The organism is Nostoc sp. NMS8 (assembly GCF_017115045.1).
Taxonomy (GTDB): Bacteria; Cyanobacteriota; Cyanobacteriia; order Cyanobacteriales; family Nostocaceae; genus Nostoc.
This window is the reverse complement of sequence record NZ_JABXKK010000106.1, coordinates 54,904-77,912: the sequence shown is the minus strand read 5'-3', so window position 1 is coordinate 77,912 and position 23,009 is coordinate 54,904. Positions and strand designations below refer to the sequence as shown.

Here is a 23,009-nt window from a genome sequence, read left to right as displayed (position 1 = left end):
TAAGATATAAGTTTTAGATGTGTGAATAAAATTGTACTTTGGAAATTTCGCAGCTATTTGCAAAAACTAGCTTGATAATTTGACAAATTTTGCTAATATCTCCTGGTTCCAATGCCGTACCTGTTGGTAAGCAGAGTACTCGATTGACAAGTTTTTCAGTTTTAGGTAGCAATAGCCTATTGTAAGGAAAATAGGAACGATAAGGTTCCATATTATGGCAACCTGGATAGAAGTACTTTCGAGCAATAACATTTTCAGCTTGTAATATTTCAACTAAATAATCTCGGCTTATACCAAAATCTTTTTCATCAATTTCTAAAACAATATACTGATAATTACATTTTTCTGTTTTATCATAAGCAATAAGTTTCAGTCCAGAAATACCTTGCAATTCTTGTTTATATTGTTGGTAATTACGATAATTGATAGCCACAAATTCTTCTAAACTTTCAAGTCCTGTCAAACCCATTGCCGCTGATGTTTCATGCATTTTCCCGTTTGTACCAATATAGATAACGTTATCCATACCGACAAAACCAAAATTAGTCATCAGGCGAATTTTTGCAGCTAATTCATCATTATTAGTCACAATTGCTCCGCCCTCAAATGTGTTCAAAAATTTAGTAGCGTGGAAGCTAAAAACTTCGGCATCTCCAAAGCTACCAATCATACGTCCTTGATGTGAACAGCCGAAAGCATGAGCCGCATCAAACATTAATTTTAAGTTGTGAGTACGGGCAATTTTACTTAAAGCCTCCACACTACAGGGACGACCCCACAAATGAACGCCAATGATGCCTGTAGTACGTGGAGTTATTAATTGCTCTATTTGCTTTGGATCGATGTTGTGGGTTTTAGGATCAATATCACAAAATACAGGGGTAATTTCTTGCCATTGTAGAGCGTGTGCGGTTGCGATAAAGGTAAAAGAAGGGACAATAACTTCGCCTTTTAAACCCGCAGCGCGGATGGCTATTTCTAATGCTACTGTAGCGTTACAGCTAGCAATGCAATGCTTTACTCCGACAAATTCAGCAATACGTTGCTCAAATTCTTGTACATAAGGGCCATTGTTCGTTAGCCATCTTCTATCTAAGATGTCATTGATGCGATTAAGTAAGCGCTCGCGGCTTCCAATATTAGGACGACCAACATGCAATTTTTCTGTGAATGCGGGTGTTCCACTAAAAATAGCTAAATATTTGAAATTTTCTTTGATATTGTTCATAATATATGCTTTTACTTATCCATTTAACTAACTATAATATCTGACCTTTTTAGCTAACCTTTATAATCTAAAAGTATTTCAACCATACTAGAATCAAAAGTAGGAATACTTAGCTTAGTATTAACAGATTTACGTTCAGTAAAGCTATCGTCAATAAAGATGGCATTTTTTTCAAAAATATAATTTGCTTTATATGCTGATTTGTCAATTTGAATAATGTTATCAAAAATATCTTTAATGCGATATTTTTTGAGAAATTCATTAATATCACCTATATGCTTTGTTAACAAAATAATTTTTTTGCTATTATTGATGCATTGATATAAAAACTGTATAAGAATTAGATTAAGCTTTCCATTTATAACTAAAGTGTCATCTAAATCAACATATACTGTTTTATATTCTATATAATGTTTATACCGATTTATTAATGCTCTATCTAGCTCCACATCAAATGTATTAGTCATAACTTCAATGGGAATGTTTTCCTGTTCATATATGCTAAGTAGTGAAAAATTTATTCCCTGTACTCGATGAAAAGCCATAGCTCCTGCTATTCGAGGAGCAATTTCTAAAAGCTTATAATTTCCATCTTTATCTTTCTTCAATTGAAAAAACCAAGCTCCATAAAAAGTTAATTTTTCTGAAATTAACTTAGCATAACTTAGAAATAGTTCGTTAATATTATTATTAGTAGATTGGCTATTCATAGAGATGCCACTTTTTGTTCTAATTCTTTGCCTCCCTCTACAAAATATTAATCCTGTATTTCGATGTGAGAAACAATCAATTGTATACTCATCACCAGGAAGGTATTCAGTAATAATATATTCTTGATTTTTAGACAGAAGTTGAGAAAGATGTTGTTTGTTGTGAACAATATGTGTATCTTGAGAACCCTGACCTTTATCGGGTTTAATAAATACAGGGAAGTAGTCTATTTCGTCTAAACTATGATATATCTTTGGAACAGGAATATTTTTATAAAAAATTGAATATGTTTTATATTTAGATCTAGCGATTAAACAGGTTTCCAAAGGTGAACTAATAATTTTAGATTTGATTTTTTCTGCATTTATAGCTAAAGAAGTTACTATATCATCGTAAGCTGGAAATATATAATCTATATTGTTTTCCACAATTATTTTATTTAAACTATCTATCCATCTAGGATCATGAATACTTGGGATGTTAAAGTGCCTAGCAAAAACGTATGGCGCATGATTTGACACATCAAGACCCACAGAATACAGTTGAATATCTTTGCAACTACACAAAGATTTTTGAATCTCCAAACCGATTTCTGTTCCTCCTGGAAATACTAAAACTTTATATAATTTCATTAGTTTTAAATAAATCAGTAGTCAGTAATCTAAAAATATTTTGAATTAGCGATCGCCTTTACCCTCTTGTTTCTTAATCTGCTCTAAAACAACTTTGTAATCTTTCCTATCAGGATGCAACTTAACTAGCTTCTCCAAAGGTTCCATCGCACCTTTGGCATCCTTCAATTGCAACCGCAGCACAGACAGTTTCTCTAAAGCAAGTTGGTTTTCTGGTTCCCGTTGTAAAACCAACTCGTAGCCCCGCACCTGTTGCTGTAATACTGACTCAGGAGAAATAGACGCAGTTACTGGCTGAGGTTGATTAGCATGTTGGATTGCTGGAATGACTGCAAACGCTGTAGAACCAAAAAACGAGAACATCGACACTATCGTGACAATCTTTTGCCGCCGCTGAATCTGCTTTTTGCGAGAAATTAGGTATTCTTCATCTGAACCAGTCATACCTCACATACTTGCTGCGGTAAATACTTAGCTATCAGCAAGCCTCCGTTCTGAGGATACCCACTTGTTCAACAGAAACTAACATCTTGGCTAGAAATTTTTTACACAAAATTCAAATACTGGCTTTGAAGACGAGGGAACTTTATGGTAAGCCCATGCTGTAACGACAATTTTGCCATGCGTAGTTTACCGCCGTAGGCATCGCCTTCATACTTCAAAGCAAAACCCTACGGATCTTAATTCTCTGAGCAAAACATTAAAATTATATAAAGATTTGCGATGATTCTGCCTAATGCCAGATGTTTGCGATATTCTAAATAACGTTTGAATAAACAGTAGAGATTTCTACTCAATTGCAAATTTTCCTGACAGTCAAAAACTTTCAAACTAGCCTGTGTCTGATAGATCGTTCGACAAGCACACATATTTTTTGTGATTCAAACAAGTAAAATTTTCCCAGTCGTCTTTAGTCACACTACTTAGTGCAACTTCCCAGATGACTAATTATTTTGGCCAGCGTTCACTATAGATATCTTACGAAAGGTAGTGTTGCACTCTTGTGGAAAAAAGGTAAAGGTTAAAGAAGGAAAAGAAAGGGGGAAACAGAAACATCCCTTACCCGCTTTATCCCTTAAGTCATCCTGCTAAACCTTTGCCTAGCTTCTGCAAAAAGTTTAAGGACTGCTTGGTGAAATAGGAGTTTTGTGGTGGTAATTACCGTACAAAACCGAATTTACTAGTAACTTAGTGGAGTTTGTTATGGTATAGTTAGAAAGTTAAGACTAGCTTTGCCAAAATTACACCACTCTACGGGCCGGCAACAATTGCAGAATGGGAAGCAGTTTTAATTAAGCATTTACCAACAAAATCAGAATTCAATCGAGGTTATGACTCAGCAAGTGATTCACCCAATGGTGAAATTGCAGCGCAACGTGCAATCACTCATAGAATCGAATATTATCAAGCCAAGCGATAGCATCTGGAAAATCGCTTTGCTCTACGGTAATGAATGGCAGCACTGGAAACAAGAACTGCTTGACTTTGGCTTTAGTATGCAAGACCCAGTTAGCGAATTGCTAGCTGTAGAAACTTGGGATGAGGAATAGGGAATAGGGGATAGGGAATAGTAATTTTTAATATTTATCACTCCCTACTCCCCACTCTCTAAACTTTGCAGGCAGCTAACGCCGCAGCTAATTCTTTTGCAGTTTGATAGCGATCGCGTGGCAATGGTTCTGTAACGCGATCGATCACATCTCTTAATTGGGAGCTAATGGTGGGAACTTTTGCCACATCAAACCTGAAGTTTCGCCCCCGCTGGCGGTAATACTTGAACGGGTTTTCGCCTGTGAGCAGAAAAATCAGCGTTGGCCCAACTGCATACAAATCAGATTGAGTTAAAGGTTGTCCTCGTTCTTGTTCAGGAGCGCAGTAGCCTTCTGCACCAATTCGAGTACCGGGCGCTGTACCAATTTCCTTAACTGCGCCAAAATCTAGCACCACTATCCGATTTACCGAACCTCGCACCATTAAGTTGGCGGGTTTAATGTCGCGGTGAATCAGTGGAGGCTCTTGGCTATGAAGATATTCTAAAATATCGCAGGTTTGGATCATCCAGGCGATCGCTTGGTTTGGTGTAACTGGCCCAGTGGTATAGACACGTTTCTCTAAATCTTGTCCGTGGATTAGCTCCATTGCCAAGTATTTTTTTCCGTCTTCTACAAAGAAATCGTAATACTTGGGAATTCCAGGATGATTAAGGGATTTGAGAGTGTACGCCTCTCGCTCAAATAACTCTTGAGCTTTGGCAATTCTGGCCATATCAGCATTCATTTGCTTCAACACCAGCAGTTTTGGTGTACCCGCAATCAGACCAGCCGCATCCCAAGCCAGATAAGTAGTACCCATCCCTCCTTGTCCGAGAGTTTGCAACACCTGATAATGGCGAATCTTCTGTTGCACTGAGAGAGGTTGACCGCAGTGAATACAAAATAAATTATTTGGTGAGTTGCCTTCGTGCGTGCAAGTGTAGGAGAAATTTGCCGGATTGTTTACTGAGTAAAGTGTCTCGGCGGCGTTTTCTTCTGTCCCTTGTATTTGTTGCGATCGCACACCAGTTTCGAGTACTGTGACATCCTGAATTTGGAATTGCAGTATTGGGCCTCCCTGTGCCAGTTGCAAAAGGGAATTATCTGGTAATGGACTTTGAATTACAAGGATACCGTTGAGAAAAGTCCCATTTGTACCTTGACTAATCAGCTGCCAATTACCGCCATTGTTAGGGGAACCGACTTGTCTAAGTTCTAGATGATGCCGCGAAACTAAACTATCAGTTAAAACGACGTGATTATCTGCCGCTCGACCAATCCGAATTATGGAGGAGTTCTCAAAGCACCACTGCTGGAGGGGCGTTTTCTGTTGCGGTTCTAACAGGGTCAGACTAACCACAATACAACCTACAAGGTAAATGGATTAGGGACTGGGGATTGGGGATTAGGGTTTGGGGATTGGAGAGTAGAAAAATTATTTCCCAGTTCCCAGTCCCCAGTCCCTTAATTTTCAACTTTCCAAATTTGGGCGTACTTTTGCCCGAATTAGTATACCAGTAATGTTGTCATGACCATTGTATTGGTTCGCCAACTCAATTAAGTCTGTAACACCTCGTTCTAAGTTGGCACCAGAACTAAGTAAGGGTTCTAAGTGAGTCTGCCAGTGGGTTTCTAGTAAATCATTATCTGACAGACCGTCCGATGCCAATAGCAGAAGAGTATCTTCATTGATGTCGAAAAAGCCGACATCGGGATTAATTGAGTTTTCATCACGAGGCCCCAAGGCTTGGGTGAGTTGGTAGGCATCTGGGCGGGCGTAAGCTATGCTTGCTTCCACTCCGCGCGTAATTTCCCGTTGGCCAACTTCGTGGTCTACTGTGACTTGTTCTAATCCCTGCTTGCGTGTCACGCGATAGAGACGGCTATCTCCCACATGAGCAACTGCTGCTTGAGTATCTTGAATTAAGAGCATTACCAAAGTTGTACCCATACGCCCAACTCCAGAACGGGCATCTTGTTGGTTGAGCTTGTAAATCGCCTCGTTAGCTAAATACACTGCCTCACGAATGCTATCTTCTGTTGGCAGTTGGTTGGCAATCCAGTGTTCTTGAAAGTATTGCCGTAGGGTGTTGACTGCTAACTCGCTGGCTATCTCGCCACCAGCGTGTCCACCCATACCATCACAGAGAATATATAAACCATGCCCTTCTAAGACGCGACTTTTAGGAAACTCTAGCTTGTGAATTTTGGTTTCAATGCCAAAGTAATCTTCGTTATGATGACGTTGACGCCCTACATCTGTGCGTCCTGCATCTTCTAGGCTACTTAACTGCATCGCTAGCACAACAGTTGGCAAATCATCAATTTTGCTAATGATATCTTCTGGCTCATCTGATTGCGGGATAGTGGGCACAGCAGTATCTTTCTCCTTGATTGCGGGCAAAGTTGCATTTCCTAGTGCTTCTAGTTCAATAGAGATTTCCTCCAAACGCGATCGCAATTGTGCGATCGTCTCAATCTTGCCTACATCTAAATCCCCCAACATCTGGACTACAGAGCCAAATTGAGTCCTTTGAGACTGCCTAAATAGTGCTTGCCAAACCCGTCCCAAAGCTTGGATAGCTAATGGTTCCTCTGGAATGGCAGATGTTTGGACTTGGGCATCTTCTGGCGACTCCGTGGCGGGCTGAGAATTGGATGATTCCACATACAACCTTTGTAGCGCCAGCGTTTGGTCTTCATCCAATCGCAAATTCGACAATTCTAAAAGGCTTTGACGACAATTTACTGGTTCCAATGCTGCCCATAGTTGGGTCATTTCATAACACCAGTGTAAAATTTTTAACGAACTCGTTGTTTCTTGTTGCCACAGGTCAAGTAAATACTGCCAATTCGAGCGATCTTCGATGATTACTACCTGTATATCATCCTGCTGCCAGGCATCGTGAATCGGCGGTATCCCCGGCTCACCTTGGGATTGTAAGGCAACATAAAGTTGGGCAAGGTGAGGAATTCCACTTGCTTGTGCTGATGGCGTTAGCAAATCTGCTTGCTGACCTGCTAGTATTGCCTCAATTGGTGATATTTGATACGGTTGGCAGTCTAGAACTCTCACACCTACATCATTAATAGTGTCAGTTTCAGTCTGGGTAGGTAGCGGATCTAACAATTGATAGCGCTCTTGGGAGTCTAAATAGGAGCCTAATGCAATCTGAGAACTGGGCGATAGAGGAGATAAAGAAGATATTTCTCCCTCATCTCCTATATCTTCCACATCCCCCACATCCCCTTCTACTCCCAAAGCTTCGTCAGTCGTTTTCTTAGCAATAATTGCCCAAAACACTGTTCCACATTCCGTGTCACAGTTATGACAACGTAGCGCATTCACAGGTACATCATCAGTACTGCATTCAGGACAAACCTTGTGAGTCAGGGACGTGCCACAGTTTTGACAGAATTTGTTGCTATTGGGGTTTTCAAATTTACACTGAGGGCAAATCAGCATAGTGGAAGTTCCTTTATTCCCGTTCCAAGGTGCTTCTAGCCACTAAGATCCAAGGTGCCACAATTGGCTGTCCCTGACTACAGTAAATTGTAGTTTATCAATAAATTTTGGTGGCAGTATTAATTGTGACGCATATTAGATAAATATTTCATATATTGGTAGCTAATTCCTTATAGATGGGGGAGTGGAGATGAGGGAGTTGACATCCTCACGGCCGTAAACGCACGGGGAAGAAGGAGTAATGAGTAATAAGTAATGAGTAATGAGTAAATACCCATTTTTCATCCACTCATTACTCATTACTTTAAAGCCGTGCTGGAAACACGGGGTTTTAAACCCATTTTTCTGATAACCAAAACTCTTAACTCCTATTTCCTAACGCCTAACTCAGCATTCCTAACGCCCTATCGCCAAGAATCTGGCAATTGTGGAGGTTCCGCGTTAAACCATTTTCGATAAATTTGCTTATAAGTACCATTGGATAACAAAGTCGCTATAGCTTTGTTAATTGCATCCAAATGGGGGGAGTCTTTAGGTGTAGCAATCCCGTAGTATTCTTCAGTGAGAAGGTCGGCAACAACTCTGATGCCTTTGAGTTTGCCATTTTTAATCGAATACAAAGTAGCGAAAGCATCGCTAACCACAGCATCTACGTTGCCATTGAGCAAGTCTTGGAAGAATTCTGGACCAGAATTAAAAGTACTAATTTTGGCGTTGGGGATGGTTTTGGCAAAATCTGCCCCAGTGGAACCAATTTGGACAGCGATTTTTTTGCCTTTGAGACTGTTGAAGTCTTTAATATTTTGGTTGTCTTCGCGTACAGCGATCGCTAGTCCGGCTTTAAAATAAGGTCGTGAAAAAGCAATTGTTTTCAGGCGTTCAGCGGTAATCGTAATTCCGCTGATTGCAGCATCGACTCTTTTAGCTTGCAAGGCTGATATCATGCCATCAAAGGGCAGACTTTCAAACTGGACTGTAAAACCTGGTATTTTAGCGATACCTGCGGCAGGCTGCGCCAAGACATTCATCAAATCAATATCAAAACCTTCTAAGTTCCCGCTAGCCGTCTGGATTTCAAAGGGGATAAAGGTGGGGTCTGTTGCCACCTTCAGGACTTGAACTCCTGGATTTGTAGTTGGATAAGAATTGTTACAGGCAATGAACAGTAGCAAACAGCCTAAGCTCAGAATTAGCTGCTGCCATTTCAATTTAGCTTTTGTCATTTGTCATTTGTCATTTGTGATTGGGTAAAACAGTTCCGAGTTCTGAGTAAAGAAGTGAGATTCCGCACTCAGTACGGGTTAAACGCCCTGCTATCGGTAACGGAACTGTTTTGCCATGCCCAATGCCCCATGCCCCTCTTGATTTTTCTAGCTAGGTGTGAGATGTTCTTACTCAGTTAATACAACGGTAAATCGATTAACTTGCCGTAGTTTAAATGATTTTAGCGAGATTTCCAGCTTCTTAACACCAGGATAAAGCTATTACATCATGGTGGAAACCAACCAACATATTTGTAAAAGGAACTGGAGATTGGGTATTAGCTGCGCGATCGCCGCGACTAGTTTAATTTTGCTTTTATCTACACATGTAAACATACATTTTTTGAGCTATTCAGATTGCTCTGTATAAATTTTCGATTTTAATTCCCGGAGGGGTTGATTAATGTCACTTTTGTCAAATTTACAGCGATCGCTATATACATACGTACTACTTGGACTGCTAACTTTTATCGTGGTCGCTTGTAGTGCCAGTTCTCAACAAGTACAATCCTCGGCGACGGAGCCGATTTACATTGGAGTGAGTGGCCCATTGACTGGTAATAATGCCCAGTATGGTGCCCAGTGGAAAAAAGGGTTTGATTTAGCACTCGACGAAATCAATGGGGCTGGTGGGATTAAAGGGCGCAAGCTGGCATATATTTTTGAAGATAGCCAGAGCGATCCGAAGCAATCTGTGGTTATTGCTCAGAAATTTGTTGCCGACCCCAAAATTGTCATCGAATTGGGAGATTTTAGCAGCCCAGCATCAATGGCTGCATCGCCAATTTATCAACGTAACAAACTAGTTCAGTTTGGCTTTACTAACTCCCACCCAGATTTCACCAAGGGCGGTGATTACATCTGGAGTAATGCAGTTAGTCAAAAAGATGGAGCGCCACTACACGCCAATTATATCCAAGCCTTGGGTTTAAAGCGGATTGCTGTATTCCATCTCAACACTGACTGGGGGAAAACAAGCTATGACTTATTTGCTCAAAGAGCTAAAGAAAACGGCATTGAGATTTTATTTACAGAACCTTATTTGGCTGATGAAAAAGACTTTCGGACTTCTCTAACTCGTGTGCGTGAAACTAAACCTGATGGAATTGCGTTGATTTCATATTATAGTGACGCTGCGTTGATTATTCAGCAGGCGCGATCGCTGGGTATCAACTTACCAATTGTCACCACTGGCTCAAACCACTCACCTAAGTTTCTCGAACTTGGTGGTAAGGCAGTGGAAGGCATTTATCTGACATCCAATTTTTCACCCTTTGATTCACGCCCAGAAGTACGGGAATACTTGAAAAAGTTTGATGCTAAATATCATGAAGAACCAGATTCTTTTGCCGTCCACGCTTACGACACAATTAAGTTAGTGGCAGCTGCGATTGAGTTGGGTGGCCCGGATCGCACCGCTATTAAAGAATCACTGGGTAAACTCAAAGATGTACCTAGCGTTATTTATGGCAAAGTTACTTTCAATCCAGAAACACGGCGGGCAGTTAAACCAGTAGATAGGCGTTTAATCATTAAAGACGGAAAGTTCGTACTCTGGGACGGCAAGAAGTTGGCGCAGGCTATGGTACAAGTATATGTCTGAGCAGATTGGTATTGCTTTGCTCGATCAAACTATCAATGGTTTGGTACTTGGTAATCTCTATGCCTTAGTAGCTATTGGGTTAGCGCTAATATTCGGAGTGGCAAATGTATTGAATTTTGCCCACGGCTCAGTTTACATGGCTGGTGCTTATGTCGGTTGGCTATGTATCACTCGGTTGCACTTGCCGTTAGTAGTAACCTTTGGATTAGTGGCTATTTTCTGTGGGGGTTTAGGGATAGGAATTGAGCGCATTGGACTAAGGGCACTCTACGGTTCAGCCCGGATTGCGCCCTTGTTGGCAACTCTCGGTATCAGCTTAATTCTAGAACAAACAGCCCAGATCGTTTTTGGCCCGTTTCCCCAGGCATTTCCCAGTCCACTACCCTCAGAACGCATTCCCATTGCTGGAGTCAGCATTGGTGTTCTAGATTTGCTGATTGCTGGAATCAGCCTTGCTAGTGGGTTGTTTCTCTACTGCTTTTTGCGCTTCACCCGTTTGGGCTGGGCAGTCCGGGCAATGGCTCAGGATCGGGATGCAGCGCAGCAGATGGGTGTGGATGTAAATTTAGTTAACCAGGGGACTTTTGCCATTGCCTCAGCCCTAGCAGGGATTGTCGGAATGCTCGTAGGTATGTATTTCAACGTTGTTTTTCCGACAATGGGCTATCAGGCAGGACTCAAGGGCTTTGCGGCGGCGCTACTGGGAGGACTGGGTAATATCCCTGGTGCGATCGCTGGTAGTTTAATACTAGGACTAACGGAAAGCTACGGTGTGGCATGGTTGGGAGCTAGCTATCGCAATCTGTTTGCTTTTATCATCTTGTTGATTGTATTGGTACTGTTTCCCAATGGGTTATTTGGTGGGAGGCGGGGGCTACCACCGGAGCCGCTTACAGGTACATTTATTGCCATCAGTCGGCCCCTACGCTTACCACCGAGACTTGTGTGGGGTTTGAGCTTGCTAGCTTTGGCGTTACCTTTGTTTGTTTCCAACGGTTATGTATTACAGACTCTTACCAACGCTTGGTTGTATGGTTTGCTAGCCCTCAGCCTCACGCTGGTTGCAGGGACATCAGGGTTAATGTCCTTAGGGCACGCGGGATTATTAGCTATTGGTGGCTATGCCTCAGCGCTATTGGTGATGAAGTTAGGATTGCCCTTTGAGGTAGCGTTACCTGCGGCGGGATTAATTACTGCTGGCTTAGGTACGTTGTTGATATTACCTGCTTTTCGACTGCGGGGACACTACGTAGCGATCGCCACTTTGGGTATTGGTGAAAGTGTTGGTTTAATTTTGCTTAACTGGCAAAGTTTGACGGCTGGCCCTGTGGGTTTAAATAACATTCCGCCGTTAACTTTGGCGGGACAACTGATTGTTACACCCCAAGCTACTTACTGGCTAGCGCTGATTCTATTGTTGTTGGTAGCACTGCTGCAAATGCGACTGGTGCGATCACATTTAGGACGTACCCTCAGAGCCATCCGCGAAGATGAAGTTGCAGCCCAATGCTACGGCATCAGCCTGAATCGCTATAAAACTCTAGTTTTTGCCGTCAGTAGCTTTGCTGCGGGAATTAGTGGGGCGTTCACAGCACACATGTACTCTTATATCAACCCCGAAACCTTCAATAATACGATTTCGATTCTGGGATTGACAATGGCAATTCTCGGAGGTTTGGGTAATACCGTAGGTGCGGTAATCGGTGCAATTTTGTTAATTATCCTCCCTGAGTTCTTTCGGGGTTTTGTCGAAGAACGTATCTTGATTTATGGCGTATTGCTTGTGGTCTTAATTCGCTTCCGTCCACAAGGACTGATGGGGACAATATGAATATCCTGGAAGTTGCGAAGCTTTCTCGCTCATTTGGGGGAGTAGTCGCTGTCAATGACCTCGACCTCAAGGTAGGACTCGGTGAGGTAGTTAGTGTAATTGGGCCAAATGGTGCAGGCAAAACCACACTTTTTAACTTAATTAGTGGATTAGACCAACCAGACGCAGGTAGTATCCAGTTTTACAACCAATCGATTGTTGGATTGCGCCCAGAAGCACTCGCCTACCGTGGATTAGCCCGGACTTTTCAGCATGGGCGAGTCTTCGGAAATATCAGTGTACTTGATAACGTACTAGTGGGTGCCCATACTAGACTACGGGCTGTGCGTCCAAAATTGCCATTCCTGGGGCCCTTGGCAGAATTACTATTGGCACTGGTGCAGCCTGCTGCTGTTAGGGAAGAAGAAGAAAAACTACGTCAGGAGGCGCTGAAAATTCTCAGCTTATTTGGCGATCGCCTCTTACCACGAGCAAATCTGCCTGCCCATAGTCTATCTTACGCCAACCGTCGGCGCATCGAAATTGCTCGGGCTCTAGCTTTACAGCCGCGTCTGCTGTTACTGGATGAGCCAACTGCTGGCATGAATCCCACCGAAACTGCCGAGATGCTATTATTGCTCCGCACACTCAAAGCTGGTGGTCTGACAATTTTGCTGATTGAACACAAATTGTCACTAGTAATGGAGCTTTCCGATCGCGTAGTGGTTATGGATAATGGTAAAAAAATTGCTGAAGGGCTACCCCAATTTGTGCGTAACCATCCAGAAGTAATTGAGGCATACTTGGGACATCGCAAAATCGGGGCAGCGATGGTGGGAGTGGAGGCAGAAACATGAGTACTGCACTTCTTAAACTAGATGGAATTGTCACTTACTACGGTTCAGTGCAGGTACATTTTGATTTAAGCTTGGCAGTAAACCAAGGACAGATTGTTTGTCTACTTGGTGGCAATGCAAGCGGTAAATCAACCACTATGAAGGTGATTTTGGGTTTAGTGCGTCCCCGTGCTGGTATTGTGTCCTTCGCCAACGAGACTGTTACAGGTTTATCCACGCCACAACTAATTCGACGCGGTATTGCCTCAGTACCAGAGGCGCGAAGGCTATTTGGGGCGATGTCGGTACGGGAAAATCTGTTAATGGGAGCTTATACCCGTAGCGATCGCACAGCAATCAATGCAGACTTTGAGCGGGTTCTAGAACTCTTTCCCCGCCTGGGTGGACGCCTGCGCCAGCGTGCGGGAACACTTAGCGGCGGTGAGCAGCAGATGGTAGCAATGGCTCGCGCACTCATGAGCCGACCCCGCTTAATTTGCATGGATGAACCCACAATGGGTCTTTCACCTTTGTATGTCGAGCGCGTGCTGGAATTAATTGAGACGATTAATCAGCAGGGTGTAACTATATTTATGGTTGAACAAAATGCCAATTTAGCACTACAAATTGCTCATTATGGTTATGTACTTCAAAATGGTCAAATTGTGCTGTCTGGGTCATCTGGTGAATTATTGAATAACCCGCAAATTCGTGATGCTTATTTGGGTGGTGAGGCGGTTTCGCAAATATGATGTTGTTGAACTTTTCTGAATTTTCAGATTTTTTGACCTTACGCAGAGGAGTGTGGATTACAGCAGTCGTAAGGGCACAGTAATGCTGTGCCTTTACTGCGTGGTCTATGTTCGGAACACAAAGATGTGGGCGTTTTTGCTTTTGAAGAAATCAAAAAATTAAAAATGCCAGAAGCTTACAAACGCTCGATTCAAAAATGGTCTAAAATTTTTGCTCGTTGAGATATTGATGAGACACCATAGAAAACACGGCAACATTATTCGGATTTAGAATAAAACAAAACTGACTATCAGTATTTCTTTGAGAAAATGCTGATGTATTCATTAACCTAGAAGACAACTCCCTCTCTATGCCTCCCACCACTTCTGCTTACCAAATTACTGATTTGTTCGCCGAACGAGCGAGAAAAATCGCACCACCAACTTATGGCACTGAGTTAACCAAAATTATTACTGTTAGCTTTGCCTATGGTCTAGCTGACCCAATTCTCTTTCCCCATGCCGACTTGGCTACCGCAAGTGCGGCTGTGCTGGCAGAAGAGGCTCCGATCGCTCTCAATTACGGGCCACCTTCAGCCCAACTTTATGAGCAAATTATCCTCCGCTTGCAGGCTCAAGGAATCCCAGCCGATCGCGATCGCGTGATCATTGGCTACGGTTCTGGTCAGATTTTGGGTTTGCTACCAGATGTGTTTGTCGAACCCGGTGATGTGGTAATTGTGGAAGGCCCAACCTTTTTGGGAGTAGTGACTAGATTTGTCCACGCTGGCGCACGCCTAATTAGCATTCCTGTAGATGAATTAGGAATGGATGTGGACGCTTTAGAAGAAACTTTGAGCGATTTGAAAAAACAGGGGATTCGACCCCGATTTATTTACACTATCCCCACCTTTCATAATCCCACAGGCGCGACTATGCCATTATCTCGCCGCCAAAAGCTGGTAGCGTTAGCGGCTGAGTATGGCGTGCTGGTGGTGGAAGATGATGCTTATAGCGATTTGCGATTCCAAGGGGAAACAGTGCCCTCCCTGGCCAGCCTTGACAAGGATGGGTGGGTTCTATACGTCAGCACTTTCTCAAAAATTATTGCGCCTGGTATCCGGCTGGGTTGGGCTTGCGGCGATCCAGCAATTATTCAACGGCTGGCAATGTTCAAAAGTGAGGGGCCTGTGGGGCCATTTGTTAGCCATGTGGTTGCCCGCTACTGTGCCACAGGCAAACTAGATCATCACATTCAGGAACTAATCGCCTGCTACAAGCATAAATGTAATTTGTTGTTAGAAGCGATCGCTCAAGAGTTTCCCAGTGATGTAGTTGCTTTGCGACCAGGTGGCGGCTTTTTCGTTTGGTGTAAATTGCCACCACATATCAGCGCCAAAGCACTCTTAGCAGCTGCCAATGAATACGGCATCAGCTTTCTGCCAGGAACTCGTTGCTATGCCAATGGCCAGGGAGATGATGCCATCAGACTAGCTTTTAGCTTTCAAACAACGGAGAAGATTGTCGAAGGAATTGCTATCTTGGGAAAAGTGTTGCGCGAATGGCGAAACTAATTTTGGATTTTAGATTTTGGATTTTGGATTGAATGATAATTCGTAACCTCGTTCTCACTCGGAGACTGGGAATGCCTTTTAGAAGGCTCCCGCCTTCCGTCTAAGCAGCAGAACCGCAACAAAAAGCATTCCCTTCTTAGACATGAAAAGGAGATTGAAAAATTTGTAACCTTTAAAAAATTTGTTCTAAACGTTGAAAATCGCGCTGGACTTCATACCAAAGACTTTTATTATGGGGGTCTGTCTTCAAAGCTTTTTTGAGATAAATTCTGGCTTTAAGCAGTTGTTTTTCCGAAATTAACGCCCGTCCCCAAATTTGATAAGCGATCGCTAGCCATTGGCGAACTTCTGCATCTGTTGACAACCGATCTGCTAAAGCTTCCGCCAGGGCGATCGCTTGGGGAAATCGTCTTTCTTGCAAAAATCGCTGCAATTGCTCATAAGTCTTCCACTTCAGCCGTTCTTCTATTTCCAACAGATTAGGCGGCTTTGGTTTCCCTGATTCTTGGCTTGTCACCGTTGTTACTGGTGTTTTCTGCCGCTGCGTTGTTTTGGTATCATCATGCCCAGATGTTGACACCTGACTTGAATGTGCAGCAGTTTCGTCTGGCAGTACTACTGTCAGCAGGAGTTTGTAAGCCTCTGTTAAGGCAATAAATTTATCTTTGGCTTTGTTGTCATCTGGGTTGATATCGGGATGATATTGCTGCGCCAGTCGTCGATAAGACGCTTTGATGTCAGCAAAAGAAGCTCCCGATCTTAAACCCAATAAACGGTAGCAATCTCCAAGATCCATCTTGAGCTATGAGCTATCGAATATGCAGCTAGAGGCTATCAGCTATCAGCTTTATGCCTGAACTATCAATAATAAGGGCTAATTTGCTTTTTTAAAGTTCAATGTTGACAGTTTGTTTAAAGAAGAGACTGGGGATTGGGGACGGGGATTTAGAATTCTTCCCCTGCTCCCTGCCCCTCTGCCCCCTGCCTCCCTACTCCCCAGTTATTACCGAGGTTCGTTCTTCAATCACACGGTCGATTAAACCGTATTCTTTAGCTTCTTCGGCAGACATGAAAAAGTCGCGATCCATATCTTTTTCAATTTTTTCTATGGTCTGACCTGTTTTATCGGCATAGATACCATTAAGCTGGTGACGAATCCGTAGAATCTCTCTAGCTTCAATTTCGATATCGGTTGCTTGTCCACGGGTGCCACCTGAAGGCTGGTGAATCATAATCCGTGAGTGAGGCAATGCTAGCCGTTTGCCTTTGGTGCCAGCTGCCAGCAGGAAAGACCCCATTGAAGCAGCTAAACCTACGCAAATAGTTACTACATCTGATTTGATATGTTGCATGGTGTCAAAAATCGCCATGCCAGATGTAACCATCCCACCGGGAGAATTGATGTATAAATAAATGTCTTTACCTGGATCGTCTGAGTCCAGATACAGCATTACAGCAATAATTTGATTGGCGATTTCATCATCAATATCTCGCCCCAAGAAAATAATCCGTTCCCGGTAAAGGCGATCGTAGATGCTAATCCAATCTGTATATTGTCCACCGGGCATCCGGTAAGGAACTTTAGGAACGCCTATAGGCATAACTTACTTACTCCGTTTTTAATTAGTCATTAGTCATTGGTCATTAGTCATTGGTCATTGGTCATTGGTCGTTAACATTAATAATTTTTGGTTATTAACAAAGGACAAAGGACAAATGACAAAAGACAAATTAAAGAACACTGGCAGGGAGTGGGGGATTTGCGAGTTCTTCTTTTTCAAAAACTCGGTCAATTAGTCCGTATTCCTTCGCTTCATAGGGTGTTAGATACAACAGCCGATCCATATCTTTAGTAATTTTTTCTGGAGCCTGTCCAGTGGTGCGATGTAGAATATCAACTAACGCCCCTTTATTTACCAAAACTTCCCTAGCGCGAATTTGAATATCCGTTGCTTGACCTTGGGCGTAACTCTTGGGCTGATGCAGGATAATTGAGGAGTGAGGCAAACTAGCACGGCAACCTTTTGTACCAGCACTCAGTAGCATTGCTGCCATACCCATCGCGGAACCGACGCAGATGGTGTGGATAGGAGGCTTGATATATTTCATGGTGTCATAAATGGCGAAGGCTTCGGTTTCAAAGCCAATAGGTTCGCCACTGTAACCGGAAGTGCCGGTAGAGTTGATATAGATTTTAATCGGTTTTTCCGGGTCGTCGGATTGCAAAAACAGCAATTCGGCCACGATTAATTCGGTGACAGCAGGCACCAGAGGCATCCCAATATAGACGATTCGCTCCTTCAATAAGAGGGAAGGTAAATCTGGCGGTGGTGTCCGGTAAGAGCTATCGCCGTAATATGGGGCTTGAACAGCTTTGATTGGGGAAATGTCCATAGCAACTGATCGCCTGAAACTATGCCGTTAACTGTAATACATCCTAGCGCGATGCACGCCTCCCTCAAGGTGCGGATTTCTCCCTAATGCTGAAGGTGGCTTCGCATCTGCCAATGCTTGGCTTCTAAGATATTCTGATTATATTAGTGTATTTGTGTTAGATAGGTTTTCCGTAGAGTTAAAGTAGTGCTTTGAAGTTATTTTTTTATATGTATATCCTGAATAGGGACTTTAAGTTATGAAGGTTAGCTTGCAGCCTGCCTTGAATGATGGTAATTTGGACGCGAATCAACTGAACAGTCAGCGTCAGTTAGGAGTTTCGATTTCGGCGATCGCAGAGACTCAAGACCGCCATGTACCGTTGAATTTATGCTTAATTCTCGATCATAGTGGTTCGATGAATGGGCGATCGCTAGAAACGGTCAAAAAAGCAGCGAATCGTCTGGTGGATAGACTCAATCCTGGCGATCGCCTCAGTGTGGTAGTTTTCGATCACCGTGCCAAAGTCTTAGTATCTAGTCAAAGTGTCGAAAATCCAGAGAAAATCAAACAGCAAATTAACCGCCTAGCCGCCGATGGTGGAACTGCAATTGATGAAGGACTGCGCTTGGGGATTGAGGAGTTGGCAAAGGGCAAAAAAGATACTGTTTCCCAAGCCTTTTTGTTAACCGACGGGGAAAATGAACACGGTGATAACAATCGCTGTTTAAAATTCGCCCAATTGGCTGCTAGCTATAATTTGACTTTAAATACTTTGGGATTTGGTGACAACTGGAACCAAGATGTTTTAGAAAAAATTGCCGATGCTGGCTTAGGTACTTTATCTTATATTCAAAAACCCGAACAGGCAGAGGAGGAGTTTAATCGCCTGTTTAGCCGCATTCAAACGGTGGGATTGACTAACGCTTATCTGTTATTCTCTCTAATGCCCAATGTCCGGTTAGCGGAACTCAAACCGGTTGCTCAAGTTTCCCCAGACACAATTGAGTTACCACTGCAACAAGAAGCTGATGGACGTTTTGCAGTAAGGTTGGGAGATTTAATGAAAGATGCAGAACGGGTAATCTTAGCTAATATTTATTTGGGACAATTGCCAACAGGTGAACAAGCGATCGCTAATGTGCAAGTCCGCTACGACGATCCATCTGCCAACAAAGTAGGTTTAGTTACAGCAAATATCCCAGTTTATGCCCATGTAGTCAAAAATTACCAAGCAGACCTGAATCCCCAGGTGCAGCATTCTATTTTAGCATTAGCGAAGTATCGCCAAACCCAGCTAGCCGAGACGAAATTACAACAGGGCGATCGCTCTGGTGCGGCGACAATGTTACAAACGGCTGCGAAAACTGCCTTGCAAATGGGAGATACTGGGGCGGCGACGGTGTTGCAAACTTCTGCCACCCAGCTACAATCTGGTGGAGATTTATCTGAAAGCGATCGCAAGAAAACCAGAATTGTCTCCAAAACAATTTTGCAAGATACCCCTCCTCAATGAAAGTTAAATTGCTCTCGGCGTTAAATGACAATAATGTTGATGTGGCTCAAACAAGTAGCCAACGTCAATTGGCAATTACAATTTTTGCCATCGCTGGTGAGTCTGACCAAAATCTGCCCCTTAATCTCTGCTTGATTTTGGATAAAAGTGGTTCCATGCATGGACAACCAATTAAAACGGTGATTCAGGCAGTGGAAGGATTAATCGATCGTTTGAAAGTAGGCGATCGCATCTCAGTTGTGGCTTTTTCCGGTTCTGCGGAAGTCATTATCCCTAACCAAGCGATCGAAGACCCCGAAAGCATCAAATCTCAAATAAAAAGCAAACTGACTGCTAGCGGCGGCACTGCGATCGCTGATGGTTTGGAACTGGGAATTACAGAATTGATGAAGGGCACAAGAGGCGCTGTTTCCCAGGCGTTTTTGCTGACAGATGGTCATGGTGAAAGCGCTTTGCGGATTTGGAAGTGGGATATTGGGCGAGATGACAATAAACGCTGTCTCAAACTGGCGCAAAAGGCTGCCAAGCTGAACCTAACGATCAACACTCTCGGATTTGGCAATAGCTGGAATCAGGATTTATTAGAAAAAATTGCCGATGTCGGTGGTGGCACTTTAGCCCATATTGAACATCCTGAACAAGCTGTAGAGCAATTTAGCCGACTGTTTGGAAGGATTCAATCGATTGGGCTAACTAATGCCTATTTGCTGTTATCTCTAGTGCCCAATGTCCGATTAGCGGAATTGAAACCCATTGCCCAAGTTGCCCCAGACACAATCGAGTTACCAGTAGAACCGGAAGCTGATGGTAGCTTTGCTGTCCGTTTGGGAGATTTGATGCAGGATGTAGAACGGGTAGTTTTGGCAAACATTTATTTGGGACAATTGCCAGAAGGTAAACGAGCGATCGCGCATCTGCAAATCCGTTATGATGACCCATTGGTTAACGAAGAAGGTTTACTTTCGCCCTTGATGCCAGTGTATGCAGATGTAGTGCGGGCGTATCAACCGACATCTAATCCCCAGGTGCAACAGTCTATTTTAGCATTAGCGAAGTATCGGCAAACCCAGTTAGCCGAGGCGAAATTGCAACAAGGCGATCGCACAGGTGCAGCCACGATGCTACAAACAGCAGCCAAAACCGCTTTACAAATAGGAGATAAAGGGGCGGCGACAGTATTGCAAACTTCCGCCACTCGCCTGCAAGCTGGGGAACAACTTTCTGAAGCTGACCTGAAGAAAACTAGGATTGTATCAAAGACTGTTTTACAGGAATAGTAACTGTTTTGAATTCGCACAAGTAGGACGATGCAAAAATTAAGCAGAATTAATTAACTACAAATAAACGATACACCAAAATAAATACGTGAATTACTTAAATAAACAAGCCAATTTAGTAAGTCAAACCTCTGATGAAACTTAACAGCACTGCTTTTGGTTGCCCTTCTTGGACTAAGGCGATCGCTTCTCGCTTAGAGTTGGCTTGTTGGATTAGCTGAGAAAGCTCTTGGTTGTCGCGTATATTTGCTTCTAGCATATAATTTGCTGTTTTGAAGTCAGTTATAATTCTATGTTACGCGATCGCCTATTTCCTTGTTCTTAAGTTATCAGCAAAACCTCTAGCAGTTACATAATTGAGGCGATCGCCCAAAAATCACGACTCACAGGAATAGCGATCGCATACCGCAAAGCCTTTAGCAGATAGATAATTGAGGCGATCGCGTTTGACTTAGAGTATAACCTGTGGTAGTTTATCCAAACGGCTTGTTTAACTATTAAATTGCCTAAACAAGCTGTACTTAAACCGCAGTTGCGTTACAACTCCAATTTTAATCGTCCGCTTTGTAATTGGGTAACGATTATCTTGGGCGTTTTCACATAAGTCAATTAAGCTGTAGCGTTTCCTGGTCTACTGAGGTACACCTAAATCTTATTTACCAAGGTTAGTAGCTTTGAAAACGTACCTCACTAGGTCGGGAACCGCTATATAACTCATTTCAGATTGCTATATGACAAAAATTTCGATAAGCGAAATAGAGTTTAACGATGGCACTAAGATTGTACTAAAGGCGAATGAAATAGTAGTATTTGTTGGACCAAATAATGCTGGAAAAAGTGCTACCTTGAAAGAGTCATTAAGCCTTTTAAAGTCAAAATTCAATGGTAAACAAAACGCAAAAGTTCTAAGGGATTTAACAATTTGCAAGGAAGGTGATGAAGCGGGTTTTAAATCTTTTCTAGAAAAAATATCTATAGAGAAATATCAAGGCAATCCAGAGCCTCAGCTTCAAGGTTTTGGTTTTAATATTTATAGACCTAGTATTGAAGGCTTTTGGATTAATTCTGACAATGGCTTAGGCGAATTAACGGCAGTTTTTGCAAATATGTTAGGAACAGAAGATAGGCTGAAAGCAGCAAATCCCGCCCCTAATATTAAATTAATTACTGAACCAATTCAACATCCAATTCATTTTCTTCAGAAAAATGACAACTTAGAATCCGAATTCAGTAATTATTTTAAACAAGCATTTGGAACAGACCTTATTGTTCATAGAAATGCTGGAAGTGAGGTGCCACTTTATGTAGGAGAAAAACCAGTTTTGCCTAATGGTGAAGATAGAATTTCAATTAACTATTTGAATGAGATTGAAAAACTAGCTCGTCTGGATGAACAAGGAGACGGAATGAGAAGTTTTGTCGGGGTTTTGCTCACAGCCTTTATTTCTCATTATTCTATGCTTTTCATTGATGAACCAGAAGCATTTCTTCATCCACCTCAGGCAAGACTTTTAGGGAAAATGTTAGCGAAAAATTTACCTTCCCAGAGACAACTATTCTTGGCGACTCATAGCGAAGATTTTTTAAAAGGATTACTTGATGCAAATGTTTCTAATTTGAGAATCGTTAGAATTCAACGAAGCGGGTCAATCAATACAGTAAGTGTTCTGGATAGTCAAGACATTAAAAGTATTTGGAATGACTCGTTACTGAGACATTCTAACGTACTTAATGGACTTTTCCATACCAATGTAGTTATTTGTGAAAGTGATTCTGATTGTAGATTATATTCGGCAATTCTATCTAGTCTTTACGACAATACAAATGAGATTCTCCCTGATATTCTTTTTATTCATTGCGGCGGCAAGCATAGAATTCCAGTAGTAATAAAATCATTAAAGAAGCTAAATGTTCCAATGAAAGTTGTTTCAGACTTTGATATTTTAAATGATAGTAATCCGTTACAGAATATTTATAGTGAACTAGGAGGGGATTGGCAGGATATAGAAAAAGATTGGAGAATTGTCAAGAATTCCATTGATAAAAAAAGACCTGAATTGCAAACAACAGAACTGAAAAATGAAATTGAAGAAATTTTTGAGAGTACGAAAGAGCAAATCTTTCCTTTGGAAAAGATTAGACAAATTCAGAAGTCTTTAAAAAAAGCTTCTGCTTGGGCACATGCTAAGGAAGTAGGTAAACCATTTATCCCTAATGGAGACGCAACTCAAGCATTTGACAGATTACAAATAAAACTTAAATCTATTGGCCTACTAGTTTTAGAAGTAGGTGAATTAGAAGGTTTCGTTAAAAGTATCGGAAACCACGGGCCGAAATGGGTAAGTGAAGTGCTAGCAAAAGACTTAAAGAATGACCCTGAACTTGAGGTAGCAAGACAGTTTGTTCAACAGTTCACTGCATGACGAAAAAAATGACTAACAGTACTTACAAGGAATTG

20 protein-coding genes are annotated in these 23,009 nt (G+C 42.3%); 10 read left to right on the top strand and 10 right to left on the bottom strand.

Going from position 1 to position 23,009, the window contains the following annotated elements; genetic code table 11:
* Window positions 1–13 precede the first annotated feature (13 nt).
* Genes HWQ39_RS28310 through HWQ39_RS28300 form a run of 3 tightly spaced genes read right to left on the bottom strand, consistent with a single transcriptional unit; the run spans window position 14 to window position 3,015 of the window.
* Window positions 14–1,228, bottom strand: coding sequence for an aminotransferase class I/II-fold pyridoxal phosphate-dependent enzyme (locus tag HWQ39_RS28310; RefSeq protein ID WP_292852818.1), 1,215 nt, complete (start codon window positions 1,226–1,228; stop codon window positions 14–16).
* Between the two features lie 53 nt (window positions 1,229–1,281).
* Window positions 1,282–2,571, bottom strand: a complete 1,290-nt coding sequence (locus tag HWQ39_RS28305; RefSeq protein ID WP_292852816.1) for an ATP-grasp domain-containing protein — start codon at window positions 2,569–2,571, stop codon at window positions 1,282–1,284.
* Between the two features lie 45 nt (window positions 2,572–2,616).
* On the bottom strand, window positions 2,617–3,015 hold the full coding sequence (locus tag HWQ39_RS28300) for a tetratricopeptide repeat protein (protein ID WP_292852813.1): 399 nt from the start codon (window positions 3,013–3,015) through the stop codon (window positions 2,617–2,619).
* A gap of 887 nt (window positions 3,016–3,902) precedes the next feature.
* Between HWQ39_RS28300 and HWQ39_RS28295 the strand changes: the two genes are divergently transcribed.
* A complete protein-coding gene (locus HWQ39_RS28295) occupies window positions 3,903–4,121 on the top strand; it encodes a DUF4327 family protein (RefSeq protein WP_012407469.1) in 219 nt (72 codons plus the stop codon).
* A 58-nt stretch (window positions 4,122–4,179) separates the two neighbouring features.
* Here the strand turns inward: HWQ39_RS28295 and HWQ39_RS28290 are convergent, their stop codons facing one another.
* The 3 genes from HWQ39_RS28290 to HWQ39_RS28280 form a co-directional block, all read right to left on the bottom strand.
* A complete protein-coding gene (locus tag HWQ39_RS28290; RefSeq protein ID WP_292852810.1) occupies window positions 4,180–5,463 on the bottom strand; it encodes a protein kinase in 1,284 nt (427 codons plus the stop codon).
* Between the two features lie 111 nt (window positions 5,464–5,574).
* The gene (locus HWQ39_RS28285) at window positions 5,575–7,569 is read right to left on the bottom strand and encodes a serine/threonine phosphatase (RefSeq protein ID WP_292852806.1); all 1,995 of its coding nucleotides are present in this window, start codon (window positions 7,567–7,569) and stop codon (window positions 5,575–5,577) included.
* Window positions 7,570–7,973: 404 nt separating this feature from the next.
* Entirely contained in the window at window positions 7,974–8,792 is an 819-nt protein-coding gene (locus HWQ39_RS28280; protein ID WP_292852803.1) for a basic amino acid ABC transporter substrate-binding protein, read from the bottom strand.
* Between the two features lie 442 nt (window positions 8,793–9,234).
* On the opposite strand from HWQ39_RS28280, the gene HWQ39_RS28275 reads away from it, so the two are divergent.
* From HWQ39_RS28275 to HWQ39_RS28250, 6 genes are all read left to right on the top strand, one after another.
* Window positions 9,235–10,434: an ABC transporter substrate-binding protein gene (locus HWQ39_RS28275; RefSeq protein WP_292852800.1), complete on the top strand. Its 1,200-nt coding sequence runs from the start codon at window positions 9,235–9,237 to the stop codon at window positions 10,432–10,434.
* Entirely contained in the window at window positions 10,427–12,265 is a 1,839-nt protein-coding gene (locus HWQ39_RS28270; RefSeq protein ID WP_292852797.1) for an ABC transporter permease, read from the top strand. The genes HWQ39_RS28275 and HWQ39_RS28270 overlap by 8 nt, the downstream gene beginning before the upstream one ends.
* On the top strand, window positions 12,262–13,101 hold the full coding sequence (locus HWQ39_RS28265; RefSeq protein ID WP_292852794.1) for an ABC transporter ATP-binding protein: 840 nt from the start codon (window positions 12,262–12,264) through the stop codon (window positions 13,099–13,101). The genes HWQ39_RS28270 and HWQ39_RS28265 overlap by 4 nt, the downstream gene beginning before the upstream one ends.
* On the top strand, window positions 13,098–13,832 hold the full coding sequence (locus HWQ39_RS28260; RefSeq protein ID WP_292852791.1) for an ABC transporter ATP-binding protein: 735 nt from the start codon (window positions 13,098–13,100) through the stop codon (window positions 13,830–13,832). Before HWQ39_RS28265 ends, HWQ39_RS28260 begins: the two co-directional genes overlap by 4 nt.
* A gap of 87 nt (window positions 13,833–13,919) precedes the next feature.
* Window positions 13,920–14,054, top strand: coding sequence for a hypothetical protein (locus tag HWQ39_RS28255; protein ID WP_292852788.1), 135 nt, complete (start codon window positions 13,920–13,922; stop codon window positions 14,052–14,054).
* Between the two features lie 128 nt (window positions 14,055–14,182).
* Window positions 14,183–15,385, top strand: a complete 1,203-nt coding sequence (locus HWQ39_RS28250) for a PLP-dependent aminotransferase family protein (protein ID WP_292852785.1) — start codon at window positions 14,183–14,185, stop codon at window positions 15,383–15,385.
* Between the two features lie 172 nt (window positions 15,386–15,557).
* Here HWQ39_RS28250 and HWQ39_RS28245 read toward each other — a convergent pair whose 3' ends face one another.
* The 3 genes from HWQ39_RS28245 to HWQ39_RS28235 form a co-directional block, all read right to left on the bottom strand.
* The gene (locus HWQ39_RS28245; protein WP_292852782.1) at window positions 15,558–16,181 is read right to left on the bottom strand and encodes a J domain-containing protein; all 624 of its coding nucleotides are present in this window, start codon (window positions 16,179–16,181) and stop codon (window positions 15,558–15,560) included.
* Window positions 16,182–16,374: 193 nt separating this feature from the next.
* Window positions 16,375–16,986 (bottom strand): ATP-dependent Clp protease proteolytic subunit, encoded by a 612-nt coding sequence (locus HWQ39_RS28240; protein ID WP_179067384.1) that lies wholly within the window; start codon window positions 16,984–16,986, stop codon window positions 16,375–16,377.
* A 130-nt stretch (window positions 16,987–17,116) separates the two neighbouring features.
* On the bottom strand, window positions 17,117–17,779 hold the full coding sequence (locus HWQ39_RS28235; RefSeq protein ID WP_292852779.1) for an ATP-dependent Clp protease proteolytic subunit: 663 nt from the start codon (window positions 17,777–17,779) through the stop codon (window positions 17,117–17,119).
* Between the two features lie 238 nt (window positions 17,780–18,017).
* Between HWQ39_RS28235 and HWQ39_RS28230 the strand changes: the two genes are divergently transcribed.
* The gene (locus HWQ39_RS28230) at window positions 18,018–19,274 is read left to right on the top strand and encodes a VWA domain-containing protein (protein WP_292852776.1); all 1,257 of its coding nucleotides are present in this window, start codon (window positions 18,018–18,020) and stop codon (window positions 19,272–19,274) included.
* Window positions 19,271–20,551: a VWA domain-containing protein gene (locus tag HWQ39_RS28225; RefSeq protein ID WP_292852773.1), complete on the top strand. Its 1,281-nt coding sequence runs from the start codon at window positions 19,271–19,273 to the stop codon at window positions 20,549–20,551. Before HWQ39_RS28230 ends, HWQ39_RS28225 begins: the two co-directional genes overlap by 4 nt.
* A gap of 115 nt (window positions 20,552–20,666) precedes the next feature.
* On the opposite strand, the gene HWQ39_RS28220 is transcribed toward HWQ39_RS28225, so the two are convergent.
* The gene (locus HWQ39_RS28220; RefSeq protein ID WP_292852770.1) at window positions 20,667–20,810 is read right to left on the bottom strand and encodes a hypothetical protein; all 144 of its coding nucleotides are present in this window, start codon (window positions 20,808–20,810) and stop codon (window positions 20,667–20,669) included.
* A gap of 472 nt (window positions 20,811–21,282) precedes the next feature.
* On the opposite strand from HWQ39_RS28220, the gene HWQ39_RS28215 reads away from it, so the two are divergent.
* Window positions 21,283–22,974, top strand: a complete 1,692-nt coding sequence (locus HWQ39_RS28215; protein ID WP_292852768.1) for an AAA family ATPase — start codon at window positions 21,283–21,285, stop codon at window positions 22,972–22,974.
* The last annotated feature ends 35 nt before the right edge of the window (window positions 22,975–23,009 follow it).